20 protein-coding genes are annotated in these 23,554 nt (G+C 40.7%); 6 read left to right on the top strand and 14 right to left on the bottom strand.

The window, feature by feature from the left end; translation table 11 throughout:
* Window positions 1-95 precede the first annotated feature (95 nt).
* Window positions 96-548 carry a winged helix-turn-helix transcriptional regulator gene (locus RH061_RS02875; protein ID WP_311073804.1) on the top strand — a complete coding sequence of 151 codons (453 nt, stop codon included), beginning with the start codon at window positions 96-98 and terminating at the stop codon, window positions 546-548.
* A gap of 45 nt (window positions 549-593) precedes the next feature.
* Here RH061_RS02875 and RH061_RS02870 read toward each other — a convergent pair whose 3' ends face one another.
* The 4 genes from RH061_RS02870 to RH061_RS02855 form a co-directional block, all read right to left on the bottom strand.
* The gene (locus RH061_RS02870; protein WP_311073803.1) at window positions 594-1,355 is read right to left on the bottom strand and encodes an ABC transporter permease; all 762 of its coding nucleotides are present in this window, start codon (window positions 1,353-1,355) and stop codon (window positions 594-596) included.
* 5 nt (window positions 1,356-1,360) lie between these two features.
* Window positions 1,361-2,326: an ABC transporter substrate-binding protein gene (locus RH061_RS02865; RefSeq protein ID WP_311073802.1), complete on the bottom strand. Its 966-nt coding sequence runs from the start codon at window positions 2,324-2,326 to the stop codon at window positions 1,361-1,363.
* A 27-nt stretch (window positions 2,327-2,353) separates the two neighbouring features.
* Window positions 2,354-3,139 (bottom strand): ABC transporter ATP-binding protein, encoded by a 786-nt coding sequence (locus RH061_RS02860; RefSeq protein ID WP_311073800.1) that lies wholly within the window; start codon window positions 3,137-3,139, stop codon window positions 2,354-2,356.
* A 324-nt stretch (window positions 3,140-3,463) separates the two neighbouring features.
* The gene (locus RH061_RS02855) at window positions 3,464-4,234 is read right to left on the bottom strand and encodes a FixH family protein (RefSeq protein ID WP_311073798.1); all 771 of its coding nucleotides are present in this window, start codon (window positions 4,232-4,234) and stop codon (window positions 3,464-3,466) included.
* 282 nt (window positions 4,235-4,516) lie between these two features.
* On the opposite strand from RH061_RS02855, the gene RH061_RS02850 reads away from it, so the two are divergent.
* Window positions 4,517-5,470, top strand: coding sequence for a magnesium transporter CorA family protein (locus tag RH061_RS02850; protein WP_311073796.1), 954 nt, complete (start codon window positions 4,517-4,519; stop codon window positions 5,468-5,470).
* Between the two features lie 91 nt (window positions 5,471-5,561).
* On the opposite strand, the gene RH061_RS02845 is transcribed toward RH061_RS02850, so the two are convergent.
* From RH061_RS02845 to RH061_RS02815, 7 genes are all read right to left on the bottom strand, one after another.
* A complete protein-coding gene (locus tag RH061_RS02845) occupies window positions 5,562-6,152 on the bottom strand; it encodes a hypothetical protein (protein ID WP_311073795.1) in 591 nt (196 codons plus the stop codon).
* A 12-nt stretch (window positions 6,153-6,164) separates the two neighbouring features.
* A complete protein-coding gene (locus RH061_RS02840; protein WP_311073793.1) occupies window positions 6,165-6,602 on the bottom strand; it encodes a hypothetical protein in 438 nt (145 codons plus the stop codon).
* Window positions 6,599-10,198, bottom strand: coding sequence for an AAA family ATPase (locus RH061_RS02835; RefSeq protein WP_311073792.1), 3,600 nt, complete (start codon window positions 10,196-10,198; stop codon window positions 6,599-6,601). The genes RH061_RS02840 and RH061_RS02835 overlap by 4 nt, the downstream gene beginning before the upstream one ends.
* A gap of 163 nt (window positions 10,199-10,361) precedes the next feature.
* Entirely contained in the window at window positions 10,362-10,880 is a 519-nt protein-coding gene (locus RH061_RS02830; RefSeq protein WP_311073791.1) for a DUF5381 family protein, read from the bottom strand.
* A gap of 159 nt (window positions 10,881-11,039) precedes the next feature.
* Window positions 11,040-11,570 (bottom strand): DUF5381 family protein, encoded by a 531-nt coding sequence (locus tag RH061_RS02825; protein WP_311073790.1) that lies wholly within the window; start codon window positions 11,568-11,570, stop codon window positions 11,040-11,042.
* Complete coding sequence (locus RH061_RS02820; protein ID WP_311073789.1) at window positions 11,563-12,345, bottom strand: hypothetical protein; 783 nt, start codon at window positions 12,343-12,345, stop codon at window positions 11,563-11,565. Before RH061_RS02820 ends, RH061_RS02825 begins: the two co-directional genes overlap by 8 nt.
* 9 nt (window positions 12,346-12,354) lie before the next feature.
* A complete protein-coding gene (locus tag RH061_RS02815) occupies window positions 12,355-13,635 on the bottom strand; it encodes a hypothetical protein (protein ID WP_311073788.1) in 1,281 nt (426 codons plus the stop codon).
* Between the two features lie 686 nt (window positions 13,636-14,321).
* Between RH061_RS02815 and RH061_RS02810 the strand changes: the two genes are divergently transcribed.
* Window positions 14,322-16,331 (top strand): methyl-accepting chemotaxis protein, encoded by a 2,010-nt coding sequence (locus tag RH061_RS02810; RefSeq protein ID WP_311073787.1) that lies wholly within the window; start codon window positions 14,322-14,324, stop codon window positions 16,329-16,331.
* Between the two features lie 263 nt (window positions 16,332-16,594).
* Here RH061_RS02810 and RH061_RS02805 read toward each other — a convergent pair whose 3' ends face one another.
* Together RH061_RS02805 and RH061_RS02800 are read right to left on the bottom strand one after the other, a co-directional pair.
* Window positions 16,595-17,758 carry an FAD-dependent monooxygenase gene (locus tag RH061_RS02805; protein ID WP_311073786.1) on the bottom strand — a complete coding sequence of 388 codons (1,164 nt, stop codon included), beginning with the start codon at window positions 17,756-17,758 and terminating at the stop codon, window positions 16,595-16,597.
* A gap of 217 nt (window positions 17,759-17,975) precedes the next feature.
* Complete coding sequence (locus tag RH061_RS02800) at window positions 17,976-18,803, bottom strand: hypothetical protein (RefSeq protein WP_311073785.1); 828 nt, start codon at window positions 18,801-18,803, stop codon at window positions 17,976-17,978.
* A 209-nt stretch (window positions 18,804-19,012) separates the two neighbouring features.
* Between RH061_RS02800 and RH061_RS02795 the strand changes: the two genes are divergently transcribed.
* From RH061_RS02795 to RH061_RS02785, 3 genes are all read left to right on the top strand, one after another.
* Window positions 19,013-19,798: a hypothetical protein gene (locus RH061_RS02795; protein WP_311073783.1), complete on the top strand. Its 786-nt coding sequence runs from the start codon at window positions 19,013-19,015 to the stop codon at window positions 19,796-19,798.
* 2 nt (window positions 19,799-19,800) lie between these two features.
* Complete coding sequence (locus RH061_RS02790) at window positions 19,801-20,451, top strand: hypothetical protein (RefSeq protein WP_311073781.1); 651 nt, start codon at window positions 19,801-19,803, stop codon at window positions 20,449-20,451.
* Between the two features lie 187 nt (window positions 20,452-20,638).
* Entirely contained in the window at window positions 20,639-21,148 is a 510-nt protein-coding gene (locus RH061_RS02785) for a GIY-YIG nuclease family protein (protein ID WP_311073780.1), read from the top strand.
* A 204-nt stretch (window positions 21,149-21,352) separates the two neighbouring features.
* Here the strand turns inward: RH061_RS02785 and RH061_RS02780 are convergent, their stop codons facing one another.
* Window positions 21,353-22,903 carry an IS1182 family transposase gene (locus tag RH061_RS02780; RefSeq protein ID WP_311072822.1) on the bottom strand — a complete coding sequence of 517 codons (1,551 nt, stop codon included), beginning with the start codon at window positions 22,901-22,903 and terminating at the stop codon, window positions 21,353-21,355.
* Window positions 22,904-23,554 lie beyond the last annotated feature (651 nt).

Genomic DNA, 23,554 nt, shown 5'->3' with positions numbered 1-23,554 from the left:
AGATTATTTTATTACACTAAGTTATAAAAAACAACTTAGTTGTTTGAAAATTTTTATGATATGATTTATTTATCCAAGCTTCGGAGGTTTTATCTATGAGAGAATCTAAATATGATTTACCATGCAATATCGCTCAAACCCTTAATATCATTGGAGATCGGTGGACCTTACTGGTATTACACGAAATCTTAGCAGGAAGAACCACTTTTAATGAAATAAAGAAAGAACTAAATGGTATTTCATCCAATATACTGTCAGACCGCTTAAAACATTTGGAGCAGTCGGGACTTGTAAGCTCTTCACTATATTCAGAGCATCCCCCAAGGTATGAATATAGGCTTACAGAAAGCGGCAAAGAACTCGAAGGAGTTTTTAATGCCATGATCATGTGGGGCAGGAACAATCTTGATAAATGCTACAAGAAATTAATTCATACAGAGTGCAAGCATGAAGTGGAATTAGCCTACTATTGTCCACACTGTAAAAGAAATGTCGATGAACTAGAAGCAATCGAACTTGAAACAGTAGACACAACTGGACTAAAATAAAACATCATTAAGACAGAGAGCGATCATGCCCTCTGTCTTTTCTGATTAATTTTTTCCAATCCCCCATTGCCGGTTGATCCATGCCTCGAAGACACCAACGGCCTTATCCAGGAGCAAACCGGAAATTCCTATAAACACAATGCCCGCCATGACAAAATCAAGTCTCATGGAGTTTCTTGCATCGATAATCAAATACCCCAATCCTGATTGCGCTCCAACCATCTCTCCTGCCACAAGAAAGACCCAGGCAGTTCCTACGGCGATATGAAGGCCGTTTGCAATGTATGGGAAGGCAGCTGGAAAAATAACTTTAGTTAACAGCTTGAACCCCTTAATTTCTAGGTTCTGTGCCACCTTTAAATAATTCTGATCAACTTTCCGTACCGCCGAAACCGTTGACAGCAATACAGGGAAAAATGCTGCAATAAAGATAATGACGATGGCCGGGATATCCCCTATTCCGAACCATAGGACAATAAATGGTGACCATGCAATTGGCGATACAGGCCTTAAAACTTGAGCTACCGGATCAAGAACATTCCATAGTAAAGGAAGGCGCCCAAGAATCAAGCCGAGCAGGACAGCAGCTATTACTGCTGATAAATAGCCTGCTAGGAACCGGTATAGACTAACCTGAATATGTGTAAACAGAGTTCCGTCCAAAATAAGGGAAACTATGCCTTCCCAAACCTTAAGAGGAGGCGGGAAAAGGGCCTCATCGTAATCGCCAATCACTATGATGAATTGCCATACTGCAATCAATAAAGAAAAACCTATGGCCGCATTAAGAACCGTCTTGAATTTCATTTTACTCACATCGCTTTATCTATTAAAGAATGATCTACAAATTCACTGTAAGTCGGAGGATTCTCCATTAATCCCATTTCCATGAGATTTTTCCTAAGTTCCTCAAATTCCGCTTCCTTGATTTTCAAATCATCATAAGAAATCCATTTGAATGAAAGGTCAAGCACATCTTTTTCAACCTTCATATATTTGGATGACATCTCATGGGTGTGCTCATCCTTTAACTCTGCTAAATCACCAGCTTTGACATACTGGTCAACAAATTCCTGTGCAACCTTACTATCCTTTTTAATAAAATCATTGCGCAACACTAAGGTGCAGTCTATTGAGTCTTTCCAAACATCCTGATCCTGATAAAGGACCTTGCCTTTTTCAATCGCAACTGAAATGGCACCAAACGGTTCTGCCACTACATAACCGGCAATCCTTCCTTCAGACAAAGCGGCTGGCATTTCGGCAGGCGGCATTTCAACTGCCTTTACATCTTCATACTTAAGCCCATTTTGCTTTAGCATTTGATACAACAAGATGTTGTGAGTCGAAAACTTATGCGGAATAGCAAATGTTTTCCCTTTTAAATCCTCTGCGCTGTTAATATCGTTAGCGGTGACGAATACATTTCCATCACGATGCCCTAATGCGACGGCACTTAAATCAATCCCCTGTTCCTTTGCCTTCATCGCTAATGTAACCAGAACAGAAGCTCCATCAATTCTGCCTGTATTCAATGCATCCATCAGTTCAGGCCACGAACCGAATTTCACCAATTCCAAATTAAAATTCTCATATTCTTGCATTTCTTTTTCAATATAAAGCGGTACAGCATGTGTAATTGGCAGATAGCCAATCTTAACCGTTTTCTTCTCGCCATCTCCTGTTGATTTGCTGCTGCCTGACCCGCAAGCAGCTAGTGACAGGGTAAGGACAGCTGCCAGCATAAGCAGGATGAATCTTCTAATGGGCTTTTTCATGTAAATTCTCCTTCACCTTTTAAATGTTTAGATATGATACTCAATCGTTGGATTCGTACGGTTAAAATGGAATTCTTCGAAGATCATTTTCCTGTAATGCTGAAAATCACTGTGGCTTCGATCACGAGGTTTTGACAATTGGATTTTGACTTCCTTGTGAATCGTGCCTGGATTGGCTTGCATGATAAAAATCCGATCCGACAAATAGATGGCTTCGTCGATATCATGTGTAACAAGGGCAATAGTGGTTTTTTCCTGTGATTGAATTCTAAGGAGTTCGTCTTGAAGATAATAGCGATTGAATGTGTCCAGCGCAGCAAACGGCTCATCCATGAGAATCATCTCAGGCTGTAGTGCAAGAGCCCTTGCAATCGCAATCCTTTGCTTCATCCCACCTGAAACCTCATGGGGGAACAATTCGCCTTTATCTTCTAGACCTACCAGCGCTAAATAATGTAAAGCGCGCTCCCTTCGCTCCTTAGCATTAAGGTTCAAGCCCTCCAGGCCAAGTTCAACGTTTTTTAGTGCAGATCTCCATGGGAGCAAACCATAGTTTTGGAAAAGCATGATACATTTACGAGTTGGCTTGGTGACAGGTTTTCCCTCTAATACGACTTGCCCTGCATCTGCCTCCTCAAAGCCACCGATAATGTTTAACAGAGTGCTTTTTCCACAGCCACTTTCACCTAGAATAGAAATGGTTTCTCCATGATTGATATCAAGTGAAATATCGTCCAAAACTTTCGTAATCTTATTGTTGTTAGGAAAGCTTTTACTTACTTGATTAACTTTAATGATTGGATTCTGACTCAAGTTTTTCCACCCACCTTTCTATCCCCTCATGTAATATTTATATTATTCCTATAAAATTAGTATGAATTAACTTTTAAGTTATTTTATTATACTTTGTTCATTTTTACAACTTATAAAAAAGAATATTTTTTAAAATTGAATTTCTTCAAAACATTCCTCTAAATATCCCGTAGCGACACAAAGAATAAGCCCTTACCCAACTGTGTTTCTTTTCCAACAAGACATTTTCAACGATCTTGCCAGATTGTTAATTAAGCGCAACAAAAGGAGCGTTAATCTTGGATCAACGCTCTAGTCACTTATCTCTTTAAAAGTTGTATATCCTTAACTAACTGTAATTGCTTCTTCTTTATGGTCGTGAATCTCACCCTTTTCAACATGAACCTTTATATGATAAGTACCTGTTTTCGGAAAAACTTTTTCATAAATATAGACACCATTTCCCATTTCAGTTCCGTCGACAAATTCATGGTTGGAATCTTCGCCATACCAGATCTCGAATCGGACTCTTGCGTCTGTCAAAGGCTGATTTTCATTATTAATTTGAGCTGACAGATTCACTTTCTGATTCACTTTAAAGTCTTGGTTAGTATCCAGTTCAATTGATACATTACCATGATGGTGGTTACCCTCTGTTGTATCCCCATTCTCGTGGGAGTCTGTAGATTCACTATGTTGATGTTCTGTATCACTGCCAGTTCCAGCAGGATTTCCAACCGTTATTTTTTCACTTGGCATATTATGCATCGACCTTGCAGTAACATGAGCCGTTACCATATACTCCCCATCTTCTTTAAAGGTTTTCTTAATTTCAAAAATGCCTTTTCCTTGATGAGTTGCATCAATCATTTCCGAATCCTCGTCTCCAACTTTGCGAACTTCAAATTTGACTTCATCAGCGTCTTCCACTTTTTCCTCGCCTTGTGTGACTTCCGCTGCCAGAACGACTTCGTTACCTATAAGAAGATCTTCTGGAGCAATAAGGTCAACTTCCAATAATTCAGGTTCTTTCTCTTGGTTTACACCTGATTCTGAATTGGAGCATCCTGTAATCATAAAAAATAGAGTAATAAATAGGACCAGAAATTTTTTCATTTAAACACTCCGTTCAATCGATTTGTTTGTTGTAGTTTTAAGGAATCGTGGGTTTGCTTTTGTTTTTACTGTTTCCACTTTTTCAAACTCCTTTATTAATGATTCAAAATATCATTAATCATATTCTGCAAGTGTGAGAAAAGAATGAACTTTTTTTGAAGCTTAATAATTTTTCGCTATTAAATAAACATGAGAACTTTCCCCATCCCATCATCTTTGAAAAATAAATATTCCTCTAACAACACAAAATAAGGATAAATCCATATTAGGAGACAAATATAGATGCTCATATACTCAACAAAGAATAAGTCCGTTACAAAAAAAGATGACATCTCTCTTCCTGCTTCCAGGGAAGATATTGCATGGATTCATTTTCATCCATCGAATGCCCATCAATTTGAACACTTTATCAAAAGCTTGAACATTCACCCTTTGGCATTGAAAGAATTACAGGAATTTAGCGATATTCCAAAGATCGATGTTTTTAAGAATGAGGCCATTATTTCTCTAATGGCGATTCAGCAGGATTATACCCGAGTTAAAATTACAGTCTTGATCGGCCATAATTATGTAGTGTCAAAGGTTGAAAAGGACCTTTGTTTAGTAAATAACTTAGAGCAGCCATTCCTTGAAAATCCCCAAAAGATGTCTCACATTGGAATGATTCTGTTCCATATCCTTGACCAAACCATATCTCAGGATTTAGAAATGATCGATCAAATTGCGGATGAAATTCAAAGCTTGGAGAAAAAGGTTTTTAAAGATCCTTTTGAAAATAAAATTGCCAGAAGTGTATATCGGTGGAAAGCAACCCTGCATGAATTAAGGCAGACCATGGAGGCACAGGAAGATATAATGGAAACGATTAGTTCAGAAAAATTCCCTTTCACTAATGAGGAATCTGGATTTTTCATAAGAAATCTTAACAATAATTATGCCCGAATCATTAACGCACTCGACACCTTTAAAGAAAGCCTTAACAGCATTTTTAATCTACAGATGACACTTAAAGCCGATCACTCCAATACAATCATGAAAACATTGACTCTCGTCAGTGTCATATTCCTGCCAATGACCTTTTTAGCCGGTCTATACGGGATGAACTTTGAAATCATTCCAGAGTTGAAGTGGGATTACGGCTATCTTTACGCGCTAGTTTTAATGCTTGTAACTGGTTTATCCATTGCCTTATACTTTCGGAAAAAAGGTTGGTGGGGAAGTAAAGAGAAGGAATAACAGGACAGAGAGATGGTGTCCACAAATAACCATCCCCATGCCTTTGAGATTATACGAAAGGGACGATTCATCGAATCGTCCCTCCTGCTATCTACAACGGTTTAACAGTATAAGTATTCCCCGCATTCACGCTTACGACATTATAGTAAGTCACTTTATCATTCGGGAATTTGACAGCGTATGATATGCCGCCTCCATTGTCCTTCAATCCCTTTACCGTCACGGTGCTTGGAACGGGAATCGAGATGGCTGCAGGATTGTGGGCAAGTATGAGCTTTTCTTTTAGCGGCTGCCCATTCACAAGGATCTGGACTTCATCGTGGTCTTCACTGTTAAAATCCCAGATCAGCATTTTCGCGTCGCCACCTGAGTCCCCAACAGTGACCTCGAAGTCTTTTGCGGTGATTCCCGCATTCGACTCATCTGTAAAAGGCGTTTCACCCGCTAGTGTAGACTTGCTGATCCGGTTGGCTACAACTTCCTCCGCGCTTCCTTCTGAAGTGTAGCTCCCTAATAACATGCTTAAGCCTGTCGCCAATACCACTGCTAAAATAGTTCCAAAGAAAACAGGCTTTCTATGGCTATGTTCGTGATAGATAACCTCCGGCTGCTGTTCTTCCTCATCGAACCCTGTTTGATGGTCGATATCATGCACAAGGTCTTTCTTCGTTCTTTTCAACATCGCTGTTCCTCCTTAACGAACCATCTTATAGCTGATTGGATACTTATAATACCAATACGATAGAAAGGCTCTTCCGGCCAAAATGGTGAGCACTGATAAGCCGATGGCAACAGTTTTCCCAATGATCATCGTGTCTGCCCAGAGGTTTGCGAAGGTCAGGCTAAGATCCATGACGATAAAACTGACGAAACACATCTGGAAGAACGGCAGGAGCACAGGGAACTTGCGATAGATCCAACTTAAAGAATGGTACTTCATCGATAAAAAGAGAATGAATCCCAGAAAAGCAATCACACCTAAGCCCATCCCAAGTCTTGGCGCCCCCAGTTTATAAACGTCAAGAAGATCCGTAAAGGTCATCAGCGGCCCAAAGACAATGACCAGGATCGTGACTGGAAAAAGAAAAACGTAAAAAAACAGAGCCCATAAAAATTTGATGATCTTTTTCATCTTGCAACACCCCCGGCTTGTAAAAAGTCCTCACGCTTCAGCAACGTTAAATCCTCTATGGTTGGCTCTTCAATTTCGCTCAGCCTCAGCGCGTGCTGGCGGATTGCTGCTTCACAGATATTCCTCGCCAGACGGCCATTACCCGAAGAAGCTCCGCCTTCAACCCGTTCAAATATTCCCTTGAGAGCCTCTGCTCCGTCAGGACTCAACTCATAGCCTTTAGGCTTCAGGATACGAATCGAGATTTCCACCAGCTCATCAACTGAATAATCCGGGAAGGTAATCACATTCGGGAATCTTGAACGCAAGCCTGCATTCGAATCCAGCAGCTGTTCCATATCTTCCTCATAACCTGCTAAAATCACAATTAAATTCTCACGGTGATCGTCCATGAACTTAACTACTGTATCAATCGCTTCCTGTCCAAAGTCCTGACCGTCACCCATAAGAGCATAGGCTTCATCGATGAATAAAATTCCGCCCAGCGCCTTTTCGAGAACTTCACGTGTTTTAAGAGCCGTTTGGCCAACATATCCAGCCACAAGTCCGGAACGGTCCGTTTCCACGATGTGATCCAGCTTGATCACCCCCAGCTCCTTCAGCCTGCGGGCAAGAATCCTGGCGATCGTTGTTTTTCCGGTTCCAGGGTTGCCTTTGAAAACCATATGCAGAGATTGCGCACCCATATCCGGCAGTCCCATCGCTTTCCTTTTATTCGCCACTTCAATCTGCGCGGTTAGCTGACGGACGAATGTTTTAACCTCATCCAGACCGATGACTGCATCCAATTCTTTTAACGCATTCACTTTCGGCTGGTGTTCCAGCAATCCAAAATCAGCAATGGTCAACAGATTCAATTCTTCTGGGCTGACAACCTCAGCCTCAACGATTCTGACTGCCTGGTTCCGAATCGCCGACTCCAGCGTATTTCTCACCAGACGCCCATTGCCGCTGTCATTTTTCCCAGGAATCTGCTTTTTCTCATAAAACGGAGTCAACGCCTGCTGAGCATCTCCATCGAGATTGAATCCCTTTGCTTTTGCCTGGATATCCGTTATCTTAGTAAGCTGTTCCGCTGTATAATCAGGGAACTCAATCTTCAATGGAAAACGAGAACCTAGCCCCGGATTGCTTCGTAAAAACTTCTCCATTTCATCGGTGTACCCAGCCAAAATCACTACCAGGTCGTTCCGATGATTTTCAATCAATCTGACAAGGGTATCAATCGCTTCTTTGCCAAAGCCGCCTCCCTGTACGCCTTCTTCTACCAGACTGTAAGCTTCATCGATAAATAACACTCCGCCTAATGCAGACTGGACAACTTCGGTCGTTTTAACCGCTGTCTGTCCCATATATTCTGCCACGAGATTGCTCCGGTCCACTTCGATCAAATGGCCTATTTTCAACAGCCCCATCGACTTCAGCATCTCGGCAAGCATTCGGGCCATCGTTGTCTTTCCTGTCCCTGGATTCCCGGAAAAGACGATATTCAAAGTTTGTGACTGTTCTGTCAGGACTCCAGCTTTTTTCCGCTTTTCATTGGCACGGATTTGTTTTTCAAGGCTTCTGATAAAATCCTTTACATTATCGAGGCCGATGATGTTTTCAAATGCCGGCTCCAGTTCGAATTGTGGCCGCTCGGCAATACCGAAATCCAAAGCTGTTAAAAGCTTATAATCTTTAGCACCGGTTTCCTGGTTCAGGCGCACTGCCTGTTTCCTGATAGCATCCTCCAATATATTGCGGACAAGACGTCCGTTTCCGGCATCATTACGTCCGGAAATCTGCTTGGAATCAAATAACTCAAGGAGCTGCTCCTTAATGCCAGTATCAATCGTAAAGTCCTTCGCCTTCGCCATTCCTTCCAAAATCTCATACATCTCTTCGGAAGTGTAATCCGGGAACTCGATGATATAGGGAAACCGCGATTGTAGGCCTGGATTCATTCTCAGGAAATCCTCCATCTCATTGGTGTACCCTGCCAGCACCAGCACCAGATTGTCCCGGTGGTCCTCCATTCCCTTTACCAATGTATCAATTGCTTCCATCCCGAACGGATCCTGCTTGTTTCTCGACAAGGAATAGGCTTCATCAATGAATAGTACCCCGCCAAGAGAGCGCTCAATAGCCGCATTGGTTTTAGGTGCCGTGGACCCAAGATATTCTCCTACCAAGTCCTGTCTTGATGCCTCTACCAATTGCCCCTGTGAAAGCAAGCCCATCGCTTTTAAAATCCGTGAAACGAGCCGCGCAACCGTTGTTTTGCCCGTCCCCGGATTCCCGGTGAACACCATATGTATCGCCATTTTACCAGCCGTCTTGTACCCGGCATCCTGCCTCATCTTCTCTGCCTTCACCGTCTCCAGCAGTTCATGAATCGCTCTTTTTACGCTATGCAAACCAGTCAAGCGGTTAAGCTCTTCAAGCAGGTCTTCTATTTTTTCCTCTTCCACCATTGGAATTGATTTTAATAAGAAGCTTTGCTGCCCTTTTACAGCCAGCAAATCATCCTGCTGCAGCTGAATCTGGACGAAGTCCCCGGCCAATAAAGTTCCTCTCGACCTTAAATCGACCAGCCCCTGATAAAAATCCTTCTCTACCAGACTCTCGATCGCTTCACCATATTTCTTCGTCACCATAATCCGTTCAACCAAACCAGTGAAAACACCTGGCTCAAATGAAACATTCAATTGTGTCTGGCTTTCGAGCCTGCGGGCAGCTGCCTGAAGCTTCCCTCTTAAAATAGCCTCGACATCGGCAGGCATCAGCGGTGCTGAAATCGCATAGGATTGTATTCCTTTTAAAATAGGAGCAGGAATTTTATTCGCTACTTCAGCAGGAAGCTGTCCGTGCACTTCCTCTTTCAAATCGACATCACTGTAAAATACAAGAAAATAATTGGAGGCATCCACCATAAGACTGTTTGATGTCCGGAAATAACCCTGCTGGACCAGCCTAGAAACATACTTAAGAACCTCAGCATTCGCCTTCTCCAACCCTATGAAACAAACCGTCCCAATTCCGTATTCAAAGGCCGCCGAACAATCCAGGACGAAATTGCTGTGAATGTCCTCCTCGGTATAATTCCGCAAATCAATCGTCGCCACCCGTTTATAAGGCACAAGTTTTTTCTTATAAAGCTGATCGACCAGCAACTGCAATGTCGTATACTTGCCCGTTCCCGTTGGTCCTGCCAGCAGGATCGTATTTTGAACCTTGCCTTTCTCTCTCTTAAAAAAGGCTTTCTTATAAGAGACCAGCAGCTCATCAATGAATGCTCCCTGGCGCAAAATCCTGCTATTCAGTTCCTTCTTGATCTCAGCAAAAATCGTATCCAACTCTTCATTGGACCGGTTCAAGCCCATCTGTTTCATACCATACTTCGCATCCTTGACTACTTCCCCGACACCGCCAACAGAATGTGGAACATGCTGCGGACTCCCACCTACCGATTCCGTCCTCAAGGCACCAGGATGAACCATCGTCTGCGACTGTCCACCCAACTTCTGCTTCTTGCCCCTGAACCCCTTTGCCTGCACATAATCGACCAATTGAAGCTCAGGCAATAAAATACGAAGCCATTTTTGGAAACCCATGACCCAACCTCACCTTACATATGATTTACTACTAATAATTTTAAACCAATATATAACAATTACAATTAGATTTTCCAAATAATAAAAGACAGCGGGGCGGACCCGCTGTCTTACAAGTTGGTATTTTTATTATTTAGGAGACACATATCAGCCTTCAATAAATTTATGCGCCTCTATTGCCCATACGCTTAATCCAGTTCTCCTTAAATTCAGGGTTCGCATATGGAATAACATAATCATTGATCACCTGGTCCACTTTTTCTTCAGGAACGAGATTATAAGAAGATAACTTGATGGTCTTGTTGTTTGTTGTTTTGATTGCCAGATACTTCAACGAACTGCCAGCCCATTTCATATCTGTGATTTCCTCGATCCGAACTGCCTTGTTCTTCCCTTTGAAATACCCATCCTGAACTGTGTATACTGCCTTCCCGGTAAGTACTGCTCTTAAAACCTTTAACAGCATCGTTCCGAAAAACAATAAGCCAATCACTCCAATGATGATCCCAATGAACGCTCTGACAATATTCGAATCTGGAACTATGTAGAATAAAATAAATAGGGCAGCCAATGTCATGGTAATACCCGAAGTAAGCAGGCAGCCGACTCCCCCGCTGGTGTAAACTACCTCTACTCGATCATCGTAAACTTTTATATTATTCTCTTGAATTTCATTTTCCATATGGCACCTTTTCCAATGAGTCTATGACATTTTCTTCGAGTAATTTGGAAGCAGAGTCGATTCCAAAAACAATGACGAAAAAGGAGCGAAAGGTTCTTCCTCTTACTCCTTTAATTCGCCTCCCGGATGGGACATGAGAACCGTCCCTAAGTCTCACACTCAAGCCCCTTTATTGCCCATGCGCTTTTCCCAATTCGACTTCAATTCAGGTGTGGCAAGAGGAACTAGATATTCCTGTATCACCTGGTTCACTTTTTCTTCGCCTACCAGGTTATAAGTAGGAAATTTGATTTTCTTTTTGTTTGTGGTTTGGACAACAAGGTACTTTAAGCTGGCGCCGCCCCACTTGATATCTTTGATCTCATTGATTCGAACACTATCTTTACGACCTTTTAACAACCCAGACTCAATACTTAATAATGTCTTGCCTGAAAGGATGACACTTATGAGCTTGAGTAAGATGGAGCCTGAAAAAATCAGTCCGATCAGTCCGATGACGATACTTAAAAAGCCTCTTACGAAACCTGAATCAGGCGCTACAACGAACAGAACAAAGGCGGAAAGCAAAGTACCAAACAACGCAGACGATACCATGCAACCGGCACCTGGATTTGTGTAGAGGATCTCGACCTTTCCTTCTGAAACTTTTATATTATGTTCTTCCTGGATCACTTTATCGTTATTATCCATTATTCATTGTTTCCTTTTCTTGCAAATTTTCTTGTACCAGTTTCTTGATTAATTCCTGGCAGCCACATATAACAGTAAATGCTTCATCCACTTTTTCAATGACCCAATTTTCTTGTGGTGCATTCGTAAATAGAATCATATTCTTCGCTTCGGGTTCATTATTCCTGCCATATTCCAGAAATAACATTGTGTTAAGTCTACCCGAAGTTTTTTTAAGTGTTTGATAGAATCGCTGTTTGACGCCCTCCAGCTTCGGAAGCTCGAATAATTTTTGATTATCAGTAAGGGAATCCAGCATAATCTCGAATTCTTCCTGAGAAATAGAAAATCCTGTCTCCTCAGCTGCCGTCTTTTCGCCTACTTGATAGAACTCACTAATGGATGAAACCACATGCTCCAAAGTCACCATTTTAAATACATGTACCTGCTCATCAAATTTCAAAGAATGCTCAAAAAGTTGTCCTTCACTTACATGATAGGAGACGGTTTCCTCGCTCCCATCCTCTCCATGGCGGGATAACTTGATGGACTGATCGGAATGGTTAAGGGCAGATATGACATCGGCAAGTTCATTCACGAGCGCAAACTTATGCTTTTTATAATGCAGCAAATTTTTAGCCAGAAGAGAACGTGTCGATACTTGAAGCACGAGGTCCATTTTTTCATCATCTAAATCACCGAAGTAGACTTGCTTCAGGGCATTTCCCTGCTCAAAGAATCCTTCGGAATAAAAACAGTAAATTAACTCTTCTATTGATAGAGAGAAATGATTCATTAATTCCACCTAATTTCCAAAGGATAAAGATCCTAAAAATGATTTCGAACTGCTCAACAAATTTGATGCATGCGATTTTACGCTGTTGAAGCCATCTTTTACTTTAGATACTCCTGATGCGATTGCTTCTGTCCCCTTATAAATAGAGTCCTTGAAATTTACTGAGACTTTATCTACAACATTTTGCAAAGGAGTGAATCCGGCAATTTTATCTCCGACCCAGCTTCCGGCAATCCCGCCAAGAGTCGCGCCAATCATCGTACCTGGTGGTCCAAGGAAGCTGAGGGCTGCTCCTCCAATTACTGCGCCACCGAGGGATGTGGCTGTTACAACACCGGTTTTGAATACTGCCCTTCCAACTACCTTGGCATTTTCTTCTTTTAACTTTTCAGTGTTGCCGCTGTAGATCGAATAGTTTTCAGTTATTTTAATACCCGCACCAATCGCCTCTGACCCGGCAGTGATGACCCCAGCTAATAAGGCATTTCCTCTTGCAAGTTTCCATCCGCTTTTCAGAACGGTACCTGCATGGCTCTTTACCGCATCCATTCCTGCTCTGAAGGTACCTGAATGCGCTAAAGACTTTCTTAAGTCTGCCATGCTGTCAGTCAGGGAAACCAGATCGTCTGGATAAAAATTTGCCACCCTTTTATAAAGCACTTCTGAGAATTTGGCTCCACTCTTAAATATCACAGATGAAGGCTTGATCATCATTTTAGCCAGGAAATTATTCACCCTTGATCCTTCAATCATGGAAATATATTTGGACATTGGAATATTGAACTTGCCAAACTTAAGTTCATCGAGAACATGGAAAATATGCTTTAAGTCTTTGCCTCTCTTAAACCTGAAACCTAGCAAATGCATAATCCCGGCACCCGCAGAATATTGCAGACCGTGCAAGATATCTTCAAGCCTGCCTATCGTATTATTGTACGTTTCATATAAATCACTGGCGAAACGCCCATCAATCTGTTTCCTTGCCGCCTCAATCGCCTTATTGACAGCGTCTGCCTGGCGATTCACACGGTTTTCCGAATTTGCGTAACGATCGGCGGATTGAATGGTAAAAGACTTCAACTGCTTCATATGCATTTCGATTCGGTTTGAGGACGCCGAAGCACGCCGAAACTGGCCGCTTATTCCATTGCGTCCAAGAATTCGTGGATCAACGCTGCTTCCTACTCCGGAAACCCTATTCTCGATGCTTTGCAGCCTGCTGATTGTATGACTTAGGCCTGAAACAGAACTATTGACTTCATTGATGTTGAATACAATTTTTGAAGACAAGGACCTTCACTTCCCGTTAAAAAAATTTACAAACAACACCAATGAGTTGGTGAAGTTTTCCATACTTTTCATTATAATTGAGAACGTTTTTTAATTAAATATCATTACCTGAATATAGGTTAAAAGGATGATTTAACCATTTAAAAATCAAGGTCTTTTTACCCAATTTTTCCTCTAACTAAACCTGATTTCTTTACAAAAACCTCTTTATCAAAAAATCACAGTAAACATCAGTTCCTTCCGCAGAACCTTCCCCAACATAGGCATGACATTGTACTAAGAAAAACTGAGGAAAAGGAAATAAAAAGAGACAAAGGGCAATTCCTTTGTCCCACTTGTGGCGATATAGGAATGGTTGCCGTCAAGAAACAAAGTTAATCTTAAAACCAATTCTGATTTATCCGTTACCTCTTCTCATTACTCCCTCATCAGAAACGGCAAATCCTTAGTGGAAAATGGTCCACCCTACATTTTAATTTGAAGAACGATTAATAAGGATTACATAGTGAGGAAGCCATTTTTAGATAATCCGCTTTAAAATGTTTGCAATACGATCAGAAAGTAGAAAATTCCTAAACGAGAAATTACTGTATTATTTTTCAAGTATTAAAATTATAAATTCTCTTCCTTTTGTACCGATACATAAACAAGAAGTGGTTTTTGAAGAGGGACTAGGGGGCGGAAGGATGTTCAAGAAAATTCAAACCAAGATTATGCTTACAATGAGCGTGCTAATTGCGATCACGCTAATAGGAGTCTCAGCACTAACGTATTTTCAAACGAAAAGAGAAATTTTATCAAATGTAAATACGAGCTCAACATCGCAAATCGACAATTTAAAGAGCAACATTGATCTTTATCTTAACTTTTATGGCAGTACTATTGACCGCTACAGCAAAGATAACCGTATAGTTGAATATTTAAAAGAAGTGAAGCAAAACGAACAAACAGGAATTGCAGCATATTGGCCTATCGTGAGTAATGATTTCGAGAATTTTATGGGACTTAATCAAAACGTAGCTGTTATTTACGTTGGGGCTGAAACAAAACAATTTAAAACTACTCCAGTTATTGATTTACCGACGGACTTTGACCCTACAGGAAGACCTTGGTATACAGCTGCTCTTGAATCACCAGATAAAGCCCTTTGGACAGAGCCATACCTGGATGCCAGTTCGGGAGAATACGTGGTTACTGTTGTTAAACCCGTTTTAGATCCAGCATCGAAGGAAGTGCTGGGAGTTGTAGGATTAGATTTGAGCCTATCTGGATTATCAGAAATGATTAATAAGACTGCGGTAGGATATAAAGGATACTCCTTGCTTTTGGACAGTAATGGAATGGTGCTTGTCCATCCGAAAGAACAGGGCAAGGATTTAAGTAAGAAACAATATTTCTCCGTATTGAAAGAAAAGGATGCTGGTTTTACAAAATATGAGGAAAGTAACACAGAAAACCAGTTATTTTTCCAAACGTTGGACCAGACAAACTGGAAAATTGGAATGGTGTATGAAACCAACGAATTATTGGCAAGTGCACAAAAGCTAAGAAACTTGATTCTAATCATAGCCTCATTGACGGTTTTCGCTAGTCTTGCCATTACCTATTTCCTGGCGAGAAGTATAGCCAATCCGATTACTTTGTTGAATAGCCAGGTCCAGAAGGTTGCTCAAGGCGACTTAACCGTTAATGTAGTGGCAAATTCCAAGGATGAAACCGGCCAGCTTACCGAACACTTCAATGTGATGGTTGAGAATATGCGCACCTTAATTTCATCTGTAGAAAATTCTGTTGAAAGTGTTAATGATTCTGCTTCGAATCTAACTGCAGTAGCTGAAGAAACCATCGCTGCAAGTGAAGAAGTTGCCAAAGCGATTGGTGAGGTAGCTACAGGAGCCACACAGCAGGCTATGGATTCTGAAGAAGCAAATAATCGTACTGTAAGCCTGTCTCTTCAAATTGAAAGAGTCCAGGAAAGCATGAATCAGATGACAGGACTATCAAGACAAGCCGAGAAAACAAATCAACAAGGACTTGAACAAATGAAGTCCCTTAGACATAGTACCGGAGAAAGTGACGGGGTCATTAAGAATGTCGGCAATGTCATTAACAAGCTGGCATCAAAAGTTCAAGAAATTGAACAAGTTATACATTCCATAACGGAAATTTCCGAACAGACCAATCTTCTTGCTTTAAATGCAAGTATTGAGGCAGCAAGGGCTGGTGATAGCGGAAGAGGTTTTGCCGTTGTGGCAGAGGAAGTTCGAAAACTCGCGGAGCAGTCGGCAAAAGCGGCACAACAGGTTAAACTCACGATATCCTCCATTGAAAACGAAACCCAATCTGTCGTGAAGGAAATGGATCAGACGCTAAAAATTTCTCATTTACAAAACGAAGCAGTTAGCCATACAGAAGTTGCTTTTAATGAAATCTCCCAGACCATTAATAATATCGTACATTCCATTGATACAATAAAGGCGGATGTAGCAAATATCAATGAGCTAAAAGATGATGTTGTAGCATCCATCCAAAGCATCGCATCCGTTGCAGAACAATCGGCAGCTTCATCTGAACAGGTTAGTGCATCTACTGATGAACAGGTACGAGCGTTAGGCTCAGTCACCCAATCTGCAATAGAGCTAAATGAGTCCAGCACCAAATTAGCGGCATTGATAAAAAAGTTTAAAATTTCATAACAGCTTTCAGTGTTCTGTGAGGCCACTAAAATGACCAAAATATAGAAGCCGAATTCACGAGAGGAAGCCATACTCGAAAAGGAGTATGGCTTTTCTTAATGCTAGACAAAGGGATGTTCTTTCAAATGCTACTGTCTTTACTTACGCACTTATCGAGATAGCAAAGAAAAAAGCAAGCGGCTCGGCTGGAATTACTAGAATCACATCAACGACCATTGCTAATTTTTAAAGCACGTTCCCCTTACTATCTCGAAAAAAATCCTTTACAATAATCCCTTAAGCTCTACTTCATATAGAAACTGAAGCTGCTTTTCCAGCACCCTGTCTGGAATAAGCGGGAATAGTGCATCACGAAGAGCGACAGAAACGCGCTCATTCAACTGGGCCACCATTCCAATCCGTTTCGACATTCTTGTAATTTGCCTGGTACGGCTGGTTCGTTCCTGTTCATATCTTTCCAAAGCTTCTTTAATGGGGGAATTCCGTTTCAAATGGCTTGCCAGGATGACTGCGTCTTCAATAGATTGCCCGGCCCCTTGCCCCAAGTTGGGTGTCATGGCATGAGCCGCGTCTCCTAGTAAAACAATACGTCCGAATGCAAAGCGGCGGATTGGCGGCAGATCGTAAATATCATGGTGTAGCAATTGGTGATTGGAGGTTTGCGCTAGTATTTGAGGAATCGGTTCATGATAGCCTTCAAAAATCTTCATCAAGTCCAGGGGTGTAAAGGCTTTTAATTGGGAATCCCGGGCTTTAGCATTCACGCATGCGAACCAATAGATCCGGTTGTCCGGCAAGGGAACCAATCCGAAGCGGCCCCTGCGGCCCCAAGTTTCTATAAATACATTCGGATTATAACCACGCAAATCCGGTCCGGCCTTCACAACCGCCCTCCAACAAGTGTATCCTGCATATCGTGGTTTTGCATTCGGCAGCAGGTTTTCGCGAATGGTGGAGTAAACACCGTCCGCTCCGATCAGTAAATCTCCTTCCTCCGTTGAACCATCTTCAAACCATACTTTGACCCCGTTGTCATTTTGTTCAAAACGATAACAAGTCTTCCCTGTGTGGACAATTTGCTCCGGACCTAGGGCGCCCATAAGCAGCTCCAGGAGCTTTCCTCTCTCAATCGTAACATTATTAGGTCCATACTTGTGGCTAATTACGGCTGTGTCCGTCCGCTGCAGGATTTTCCCTGAAGGCGTAAGGATGCGAAGCTCATCCAACACCCTCCCATCCCGAAGGACTGAATCGCCTGCACCAAACTGTTTCAAAGCTCGAACAGCATTTGCTCCAATGGCGAGCCCGGCACCTGCAAAACGCACTTCCTGCTTGCTTTCGAACACCTTCACATCCATCCCGATTTTGCGCAGGGCAATGGCTGTGCTCAGCCCCCCGATACCAGCGCCAATAATGATTGCTTTCATCGTATCACCACTTCCCAATACATGTGATCCAGCCTTGATCATCGATATAAATAGTGAGACAGCCTCCGGAACTCTTCCACCAAGGATATATTGTAAGTAAATGCTTTTGATAAGAATTACACTAGGTTAATAAGATGTTTTATTATATGACTCCAGATTCGCAATCCGTCTCCATTTTATAATAATGTTTGGGTTCTCCCTAATACAACTATACATCTTAACAAACCTTCATCTCATAAAGCTCCCCAAAATAACGCTCCTGGAACTTCTTATTCAAGATCCCAGTAAAATAAGCAATCGGATTCTTCACTTCCACCTTCGACTTAAGCTTCCGGACGAGCTGCTTGAAGGAGTCAACGGACAGTGATAACAGGAGATCCGTGTCTTTTTCATAGTTGTTCCGATATGCAGAGACCATGCTCATCCGCCAGAATTCCTCGATCGACTTTGAGGTTGGGTAGAAGTATTTTACAAGATTGACGAAATCACTTGGAACCCGGTCACTGACAAAAAGATGATCTTCCGGTGCTTGTTCAGCAAGGGGTTTTACCTCCTGAATTTTGGATGATTGTTCTCCAGCAGCCTTTTCTTCACGTTTATTATTCTTTTTCATGTTAGTTTCAGAAGGAATGATAGTTTTATATTGGTGGCTCAATTGATCGCCATCCGGTAGTTCATTCATCGGGAAACGATTGAATATATACAGGTTGCTAGACTGTGAGCCGTTCTTGCGCGCAGTTTCATAAACAGTGAAAATACCAATCTCACTAGCCTTCAGAATCATCCTTTTAAAAGTAGAACGTGAAATCCCCATCTCCCCATACTCCTCATAAATCGCCTTAAGGACCGTCCCGATCTTCGCATTCGCCACCCCAGGAACCTTTGCAGCAAAACGAGCCAGCCGCTTCAAACCAATCAACTCCCCCTTACTGAAAAAACGCTTCTTATCCGCCATCCACATCTCAAAATGATTGTTAAACTCCTTCAACGAACCAAACTGTGAATACTCCCCAAAACTCTCAACAACCGCCGATTTAATTGTCATGCTAATGCACCACCCTTTCACCCTTTATATATGGATGAAAGGGTGGAAAGGACAGGGTGGGAATCGTAGGATTGTGGCGTTTTTGTGAACATTTAAATGGGAGAGACTTTCTGTAATTTAATTCTTCCTGTGTAGATATCCTTCCTTTATAATTAAAATATGGAAAAATGTGAGAATAAAAAATACTGATAAAAAGAAAGGGGCTTTTTATGAGTTGGTTTAAAGAAAGGGCGGCATATTCTGAACATATGGCCTATCGGGACCTAAATCCCAATCGTTATGTCGAGAAATATGGAACAAACAAACATTCGGACCATAGTAAAGTTTTATCTAGCGATTTGTCAATCAACCAGAATCTTGTGGACAATCTATTATATAAATTAATGATCTTATTACCCAATAGAACATTATCATTGCCACAGAATATAACTATCGTGACAGACTACAAATGGAGTGAACATAGGGATAATGACAGTTCAGTAATTGGCTGTTCGTTATTTTTCACTCTTCTTCAAAACGGGCTACTTTTACGAAGAGGGCGTATCATTTTATCTAATTGGGGAAATAGAGGTGAGCCTGCTTCTGTATATGAAGATGCTTTTTCAAGATTTATCATCGTTGAGTTGTTAAAGCCAAAATCTACTACAAATTATAATGGAATAAATCAATATGGATTCCATAAGTATCTAAATGCAAAGTTTGCAAAGCTAATACCTGAATATAAAATATTAGGTGTCCCGAAAGAAGTGAAGCGAGACATTTTAAAAACACTTGAAACAGACTTCGGATTAACAGTCAAAGATCAATCTATATTATTGGAGTTGGTGAATATACATGATGGTAACAACAAGGAATTACTCAAATTTTTACAACAACTAATAATTATTGGATTAGTAAAAGAAGTACATCGAGGCAGATTGCCAGAGTTGGAATTAACTAGTTTCAATGATAGACCATCAATGAAGGAAATATCCGTAAATAGTTTGGAGAGATAAGGATGATTGTAAAAGCCTCAGGAACTTTTCATGCGTTTGACTCAAAGATTTTTCGTTCAGATTCCTATCTTCAATGGGGAGACTCTCAAAAAACCATCGGATTAGTGATGATGTTGAATCCTGGCAGTTCGCGACTTGCAAACAATACAGATTGGGATTCTTTTATTCATAGATGTGAAAGCGGGGAAGAATTTTCACAATCCGGTGAACTGGAAATGGATCCTACAATGAAGTCTATACACCATATTCTCTCTACATCTAATCCTGAATTGGATGGTATTTTACATATTTATAATCTATTCAACTATCGTTGGGGAAAATCAAATGAGGCAATCCGCACTTATTCTGGGCTTCTTCAAGACTCTCGCTATCAATCATATTTACACTCACCACTCCCTCCACTTGAAAGTTTCCCATGGATTTGGACAGCGTGGTCTGTTGAAAGTGGGGCATCCATCAATAACCGTAAAAAACATATTATAAAGAAATTATCAGGAACTAACCGAATTGCCTTATATTCCTCCCAGAAAGACCATCAAACAAGGAAAGAGTTATTTTGCTATCACCCATGTCCACAACAAAAAGCAAAAAGAGAATGGGTTCAAACTGAGATGATTAAAGAATTTAAAAAATACTATCTTTTGGATAACTAAAGGGCGAATGTCATCTATTTGGACTATTCAAGTGGCTTGTGAATGTGAAGATTATTTTGAGATAGTGGAATCTTCCCTCTTCTCTAAGTACCAGGGTGCTTCACTTCTAACAAATTGTTCTTATGGATTCCTGTCTCTATCTCGAACGGACTTGTAAAAAGCAAAATTCATAGAAAAGAGGACAAATATGCAAAACAAAACAGTTAATCTAATTCAAATAGATTGGCAGGGTCCTTACACCTTAAAAGAGCTACATCTCTTAAATGATGATTCGCTCGATTATGGAATTTATCAGATATACGGAAAGCATATGGTTTACGGAAAGGATGCTTTATTGTATATAGGGAAAGCCGACTATCAAACAATCGGAAAAAGGGTATCCCAAGAAAATTGGTGGGACACAAACGATTCAAACCATTTAAAAATATATGCTGGTCGTTTATCCGGTGAAAAGACTCCAGATGAAGAACAGTGGTCTTATGAAATAGATTTGGCTGAAAAGCTCCTAATCAATGTCCATAAACCTGCTTACAACTCCAAAAGTCTTTCATCTATCCCGGTTGAGATTCAAGATGTACATATTTTAAATTGGGGAGATCATCGGGATTTGCTTCCTGAAGTCTCAGGATTACGCTGGACAAGTAAATTAGATCACCTTTTGTACGATACTTATAAATTGAATACTCCGGTCAAATGATAGAAAAAAGTGGATGATAACCCATCCACTTTTAATAATTCAATTAAGTTGTAACCAACCTTTCTTCCTCTAGACTTAAACTTTAACGATATTCTCCCGCCTTCATTGTCAATAATTTCTGCAGCTGGTCAATTTCTTGGAGACAGAGAGACGGTTCGAGACCACTGAAAAAGTGCCCTTTTTTCCAAAAGGAAATCTCCATTTCTAGGATGCTTCCAGAAAATGAAGATTTTCATTTGGTATTTTGAAATAAATGACAATAAATCGTGTGGAAACAGACTTATTAGAGGATAGGATTTTCGCTATCCTCTTTAAGTTTACCGCCAATGCGGTTAATTTTGCTTGTAAGCCCATGCTTTTTAGACCGTACCCTCTGGCACGATCTAACCCGTGGAAGTTTTTCATTTCCCCGTTCTTCCATTCCTGACAAGCTCTTTTCTTATATTTTACTTTGAACTCATCCGTCTTTTGTTCCTGGCTGTATCCATAGAATTCTGGGGTGTTGATTCCAACGTCCAATATTCTTCCTACTCTGGTTCCTTTGACGCATTGATCCCGGAGTGGACATACTCTGCATTTTTCCCTTTCAAAATAATACTTGTAGGATTGCTTACCGCTTTTTTTCTTTTGGTGAACTTTCCTTACTGTTTGATTGCCCTGTACACAAAACCATTCATCAGAATCTTTGTTATAGCTATATAAATCCTCGTCAATTTTATAAGCCATTTCACTTACTGGTATGTATGGCTTGGCTCCCGCTTCCTTAATTTTGTCCAATATTGGCTTTCTGAAATAGGCTTTATCCCCATAGACTTCGTCTATTGTCATTCCACTTTTTTTCGTTAGCTCCAATAACTGATCAAACTTTTCCCCATCCACATAGGCGCCATTCCCTACATGTACAGCTGTAATAATACGGTCTTCGGTTGTGATCATAAATTCAGTCTTATATCCAAAGAAATGGGATGTCTTACTCTTATGACCAACTCTGGCGTCCTGGTCCACAATAGAGCGAACCCCTTTTTGTTCAATAAATTTAGGGTCCTGTAAGATTTCTTTCGCATTCTCTAGTAATCTCTTGGTTTTTGGGATGTTTTCTGATTCTAGATGTTCTTCTACATTTGAAATGGTTTCTTCAAGATAGGATTTCATTGTCGCTTTGGCTTCTTTATGATCTTCGATTTCTTTATAGTCGGGAATATCTTGATTGATTTCCTTCGGAACTTCGCCACACTCTTCCTCTACGGTCTTAAAGATCTTTTTCGCCAGTCTTTTCATAACTCTTTCTGCGGTACATTTAAAGGTGTTGGCCTCTGAATGGGTTGTATCAATGCTTATCCCAGATGATTTTAGGATTCCTTTTTCCACACCTTGTTTATTGATTTCAACGATGATCTCATCAATCGTAAGATTGCCTTCTAATTTATGCTTGCGAAATTTAGCCAATAGACTTGGATGGGGCAAATCGTCCTCTGGATTAATACCGAGGAAGTACATGAAAGCCAGGTTTAATGAAGCTTCTTCGATTACCTGTTCATCGGATAGATTATAGAGGTATTGCAGCACTAAAAGTTTAACCATAAGCTCCGGCTCTTTTGCAGGTCGGCCATAGTACTTACAATAGGATTTTTCGAGTTTGTCATTGATGAAACTAAAATCTACCACGTCTTTAAGCAATTTCAGCTTATGATTTTCGGGGATTTTATTGTATAATACGGAGTAGATGCTTAACTGCATATCTTTGTCTTTAAGCATAAAAAGAAAACCTTCTTTCTCTTGTATAATTGGTTCTTGGTCGATTCAATTATATCAAATTTAAGAAGGTTTTCTTTTTTATTGTCCAAAATCATCATTTCCACTTAACTGGAAGTGTTTTTCAGTGGCTTCGAACCGTCCCCTTGTCGCATTTCAATGTTCGACCTTACATCAAGGGAAGTTCTATTTTGTAAAATTCACCATATCTTAACTAATATCAAAAGTTCCTCAAAGAGGAGTTATAAGCATGCTGCGGGTTAAATTTATGATTAAACAATTCCTAAAAGAGCCTTTATGGTTTAAAATCTTAATCTCTATAACTTTGCTTATTTCAATAATTTTTAGCAGTGCAACTTTTGCAAATAATGCTTATTATCAAAGTTTCTCCAAATTAGCCGCCGCTATCTTTTTTTGTGCATATGGAATTAAACTGAGGAGGAACCGTTTAACTTCTGTCATCTTATTATCTTCATCAGCTCTATGTATATATCTATCCATTCTGGCTATATCTTAGTGAAGATTCTATTCTGTAGTTCAACAAAAAAGTGCTTTAATCCTGGATGGATTAAAGCTCTTTTTTGTTGAACTTTTTATTGAAGCAAAGAGGCAGTTTAGTTTAAGTGTAAAGATTCACTATTCGCATTGTTTATT

Source organism: Mesobacillus jeotgali (assembly GCF_031759225.1).
Classification (GTDB): Bacteria; Bacillota; Bacilli; order Bacillales; family Cytobacillaceae; genus Mesobacillus; species Mesobacillus jeotgali_B.
The sequence above is the reverse complement of the archived record's forward strand: the minus strand, read 5'-3'. Positions and strand labels throughout refer to the sequence as shown.